Origin of the sequence: Bacillus sp. JJ664 (assembly GCF_036962205.1) — a bacterium.
Taxonomy (GTDB): domain Bacteria; phylum Bacillota; class Bacilli; order Bacillales; family Bacillaceae_G; genus Gottfriedia.
On sequence record NZ_JBALMS010000117.1, the window covers coordinates 1 to 5,786 of the forward strand.

The following is a 5,786-nucleotide window of genomic DNA, read 5'->3' on the forward strand; positions in this document are numbered from 1 at the left end:
ATTTTAGATATTTTTAAAGTGAAAAATAAAGAACTTTTAATTCTCTTTGATAAGAGTAAAGGCTCAAAATTTGAAAACTTTAAAGAAGAGATGATCTCAGTAATACATATCATTCTTCAAAAGGAGTTAATGCAGCAGCTGAAAGAAAGGGATATTGAGGTTAAAGATCCTTTTATTTGCTACGTTCTCTCGACGACATTACTTGAAGGAGTTTATACTCTGTTAAGGACTCAGGAAGACGGGGTTAGAATAAGTATCTTAGTTGACCAATTAATACATATCATTTTTACGGATATTGAAAAGCGATTTGAAGAAATGTCTCACATCTTTTGATGTGACTATTCTTTATCCTTTAGTGAACTGATGTTCATTATTGTATTGTTTGTTTAGCCATAACTAAAGAACGATTTCATATACTCAAAATTTGCACCTCATTTTACTCATTGGTGAACGTTTGTTCATTTTTAAATACAAGTCAAAATAAAAATTTATTTATAAAACAGGAGGCTTCAAATGAGAAAGATTTTAAAGTTCCGTTGGATAATATTTTCAATATGGATTGTTTCAACAGTTTTATTAACAGTTTTTCAACCCGATATAAATGAAATTCTTAGACAAAGAGGACAGGGCGAGTTAAGCGATAACAATCCTTCCAAAATAGCGAACTCAATTTTAAATAAAATGAGTACTGTTAAGGGGAATAATGAATTAATTGTCTTCTACGACGAGAATAAACTATCAACCGAAGACATGAATCAGATTGAATCAGGAATCAAAGCGATTCAAAACAATAAGGAAGAGCTTGGGGTAGATGAGATTATTGATCCATTTAATATACCGGATGCAAAAAGCTCATTGATTTCAAAAGATGGCACTACTTTATTAGTATCTTTCAAGCTTAATATTAATGGAAGAGACATAGATGAAATAAAAAAAGAGTTTAATAGTAAGCTAGAAAAAGTAAATGTCACTTATTATCTAACAGGGGAAGACTTTATTAATGATGATTATACAAAAGTATCGATCGCAGGAGTAGATAAGAGTGGAGCATTAACGATTATCTTTATTCTTGTTGTATTAATCATTATGTTCCGTTCAATTGTGACGCCATTAGTATCATTACTTGCAGTTGGTATTTCTTACCTATGTTCGATGGGGATTGCTGCACAGCTGATTGAGAAGCTTCATTTCCCAATAACAAGTCTTACACAGCTACTTCTTATTTTAATTTTATTTGGTGTAGGTACGGATTATAATATATTACTATTTAATCGATTTAAAGAAGAATTAAGTAAAGGCTATTCAGTTGATGATGCCATTGTTAATACGTTTAAAACAGCAGGTAAAACAATTTTTTATAGTATTCTTACAGTTTTTATTGCCTTTGTAAGTTTAAGCTTTGCAAAGTTTTCAATCTATCAATCAGGTACAGTTGTTGCAATTGGAACGGCCATTTTCCTTTTACAAATAGTAACGTTTACACCAATATTGATGAAATTACTTGGTAATAAACTATTTTGGCCATCAAAAGGTGTTTCAGGTCATGGAGAAAATAAACTGTGGGCTAAACTAACGACAGTTTCTGTTAAATATCCTGTGCTTGCGACACTAGTGATTCTTGCTATTACGGTACCTTCAATACTGTTTAATTCTCAAAAACTAACATTTGATACTTTGAAGGAATTAGGTGATTCGACGCCAGCTTCAAAAGGATTTAATATTGTAGCGGAGCATTTTGACAAAGGTCAGGCAATGCCAACTACAATTGCAATTGAAAGTAAAAATCCTATGGATTCAAACGAGTATTTAGCAGTTATAGACAATCTAACTGAAGAAATTAAAGAGATAAAAGGTGTTAAAAAAGTATCCAGTGTAACGCAACCAACAGCGGAGCAAATTGATGATTTTTATATTAGCAGTCAAACAGAAGCTGTTACAAATGGAATGGATGCTACAAAAGATGGTGTGAACAAGATTAGTAATGGGTTAAACCAGATGAGCTCTAGTTTAACAACACCGGACTTCTCAAGTGTGAATGAACTTGTAAAAGGCACTGGAGGAATCCAAACAGGACTTGGTAGTATTAGCGAAGGACTAACAAAAATCGATAATGGAATAGTACAGGGAGCAGACGGTGCTGCTGGGATCAGCGATGGCATTGGCAAAGTCAAAGTAGGCATTAATACAATTAGCAGTAAAACGAATGAAGTTGCAAATGGACTTTCGAGTCTTCAAAGTGGTTATTCAAAATTAAGAGATGGATATCAAGGCATCGAGCAACAACTGCCAATGTTACAACAGAGTCTTGGAGGCATGAATCAGTTAATAGATGTACTTGGTGAAAAGTATCCGGATCAATTAGCTTCTGATGATCAATATTTGACACTTAAAGAATCTGGTTCGTCGTTAGCAACAGGTCTAGCTCAGATGAATGGTGGGATCGTGGAGTTAGGCAAAAACTACGACACATTAAATGCTAATTTTAAGAAAGCAAACGATGGATTAAAACAATTAGCAACAGCTCAAAAACAGATGGTAAGTGGGTTGGATGCGTTACAAAAAGGTGCAGCATCACTTTCAGATGGGTTAAAGCAAGGTAGTGCAGGCCAGAAAACAATCATTTCTAGTATGGCACAATTAAATTCTGGCGTTGGAAAAATAAAAAATGGTCAAGAGCAGCTTAATAACGGATTATCTAAGCTTTCTGGCGGAATGGGTCAGTTGAAAGGTGGAATCGATAAAAGCGGTAATGGCCTTGACGACATTGCAGAAGGACTTGGTAAAACGAACAACTACTTGACGCAATTAACGGACTATAAAACGTTCTTTATTCCGAAAGACGCTTTAACAAACAGCGATTTTAAGAAATCGATGGACAATTACATGTCATCAGATAGAAAGATTGCAAAAATAACAGTTGTTTTAAATGACGATCCTTATTCATCAAATGCACTAAAAACAATAGAGAAGATAAATCATACATTATCATCTGGACTAAAGGGAACAGTTCTTTCTGATGCGAAATATGGAACTGGAGGTCCAAGTTCGAATACAAATGATATGAATAAGGTCCTTAAAAGTGATTTAGACCGTACGAAAGTCATTATATTAATAAGTGTATTTCTAGTTCTTGTTTTAGTCATCAGAAATATTTGGATTCCACTTTATATTGTTGGGTCATTAATCGGGTCTTATTATATAGGGATGAATGCAATGAACTTTGTTGTATATGATGTGCTTAAATTAGATGGCATTTCTTCTTTTGCGCCATTTTTCGCATTCATCATTATTGTCGCTATGGGAGTGGATTACAGTATTTTCCTTATGATGAGATACCAGGAATATCCTGATCTTTCACCAAAGGACGCTATTTTGGAAGCTTCCAAGCATATCGGAGGAGTAGTAATCTCTGCAGGAATTATACTTGCAGGTACGTTTGCTACACTTATACCATCAGGGTTGTCACTTTTAATTGAATTAGGAACAGCCGTAATCGTAGGAATTGCAGCGCTGTGCTTGGTATTCTTGCCAATATTTGTACCGGCATTGATTGCGATACCAGATTTTATGTCTAAACTACGCTCAAATAAAAAGAATGATGAAGCATTACAAATGAAAGACGTTCAAAATTTGTAATCAAGATAATTTTAAAAAAGAAGAAACAGGTGTTGTTAATAGACAATGCCTGTTTCTTTTTTCTTGAAGAATATAGACTAAATATATATTTTGTGTAAGCGATTCTTAGTTATAAAGTCTCAATTTTTATCTCAGTACTGTTTGATAAAGGTAATTGATCAACGATATAGAAAATTAGATAGGACTAGATTTCATTTTTATAAGGGAGAATGATAGAGATGAAAAAGAGATTATTAGTTTTGGGTGCTGCTTCGATTCTAATATTGACAAGTCCATCTGTGAGTTTTTTTAATGTGAAAGCTTTTTCAGCAACATCAGCTGCTATTATTCCAGGAGCACATGATGTGAAAGTTACGCAGTTTGATGGTGTAAGTGGCAATTGGCTAACAACGAAAAATCCAATTCAATACAATGCAGCAATTGAATTTGGAAACCTGGGATTAACGCCATATAATTGGGGAAATAAAGATGCAAGGACTGGTTGGTTTAAAATGTATCAGCCTGCAGAAGTAAAGGGTACTCAAATTAATGGTATGTTTGAAGATTCAAAGTTTTTAATTCGCGTTCCTGAAAATTGGAATGGGAAATTAGTAGTTGCTGGAATCCCAGCGACACGAAGTGAAACCGCAACAGATTTATTATTTAGTGATTACGTCTTAGCAAAAGGATACGCCTTTGCAGCTTCAGATAAGGGAACACAAGGTGAGGTTGATCCATTAGATTCATTAGCAAAATCTAAAAATGCATTATGGGATGAAGAAGATAGCGTTGCAGAATGGAATCAAAGATTCCGTGAAGTGACGAAAGCTGCTCAAAAATACTTAATTGAAAACCATGCAGATCAACTAATTGATAAAAATGATAAGCGTAATCCAGCAAGTAAACTCGTACATAAAAAACATAAAGTACCGACCTATGCGATGGGAATATCAAACGGTGGATATGTAGTTCGTTACGCTCTTGAAAATGATGGGAAAAAGAAAACCGGAGAGCCAGCTTTATATGATGGAGGAATCGATTGGGAAGGCGTACTATGGAGAGCGAATGAACCTAATTTAATAAGCTCATTAACACCTGTCGTGAATAATGCAGAAAAAGCATTATATGGCACAGGTACTGAAAAAGAAAATGCAATCCAAGAAATGTACAAGTCAGGATTACCGAAAGGCTCTGAGCAACTATGGAATTATCATGATCAAATTTATTGGTTTATTACATTAAATATTTATCGTGATGAATTTGATCCGAGCGCCGAAAATCATATCCCGTGGAAAAACTATTTGAACTTTACGAATGGACTTAGAGACCGACAATATGATTGGATTTTTAACGACTATAACTATCAATCTCGTCCATCTTCAGTGAAAGAAGACGTAAAGAAAATAGAAAATACTGGAGATATTAATGTACCTTTAATTAGCTTAACTGGGTCCCTTGATACACTTATTTTCCCGTCAGTCCATGCGACACCATATGAAAAATTAGTAAAGGAATCAGGAAAAGCCAAAAATCATCGTCTATATACGATTGAAAAAGCCAACCATGTTGACAGTCTTGTTTGGAACGCTGCAACCGACCAAAAGAAAGAGCTACAACCACTTCTCCCTTATGTTTATCAATCATTTGATATCCTTGAAGAATGGGTAGAAAAGAAAAATCAACCACCAAACAGCAAAACAATTCCAGTCTCTTCAAATGCAACTAAAGTAATAGATTTAAAAACTGGAGATGAAGTCGATCCTTTAACAACAGAGAAAAGGTAAATTTTTATTAGAAAGTTAAATAAAAAAGGCATGTTTTATTATTTTTACTAAAACATGCCTTTTCGTTATTAACATATTTAGATAGTTTTAGAGAATTGATTTGTACTTCTGCCAATTAAGAAAGTAATATAATAATGAAATAAAAATAAAAATACATATGGTGATTTATATTTGAAGACAGAGAGATGGTATAGAATAGATCATTTAGATCCAATTAGAAATATTAGAAGCGAGAAGTTATCAACCGGAGTGGGTAGATACCTCCATAACTTTTTAAAATTAGTAATAACAGAAAAACAACCTTTTATTATGAATGAATTATTAAAATTAGGAAATAAACTTAATAATCCTTTCCCATATCGAGATATCGGAAAAATATACAATGAT

The 5,786-nt window shown here is 33.7% G+C and carries 4 protein-coding genes; all 4 read left to right on the plus strand.

The genetic code is table 11. The annotated features are described in order from the left end of the window. A partial coding sequence (locus V7056_RS16615) for a hypothetical protein (protein ID WP_499703529.1) occupies positions 1-333 on the plus strand: 333 nt, incomplete at its 5' end. 180 nt (positions 334-513) lie between these two features. Then, positions 514-3,636 carry an MMPL family transporter gene (locus V7056_RS16620; protein ID WP_499703530.1) on the plus strand — a complete coding sequence of 1,041 codons (3,123 nt, stop codon included), beginning with the start codon at positions 514-516 and terminating at the stop codon, positions 3,634-3,636. A 218-nt stretch (positions 3,637-3,854) separates the two neighbouring features. Then, on the plus strand, positions 3,855-5,399 hold the full coding sequence (locus V7056_RS16625; protein WP_499703531.1) for an alpha/beta hydrolase: 1,545 nt from the start codon (positions 3,855-3,857) through the stop codon (positions 5,397-5,399). A 171-nt stretch (positions 5,400-5,570) separates the two neighbouring features. After that, positions 5,571-5,786 (plus strand): hypothetical protein (locus tag V7056_RS16630; RefSeq protein WP_499703532.1); only part of this gene is annotated, 216 nt, incomplete at its 3' end.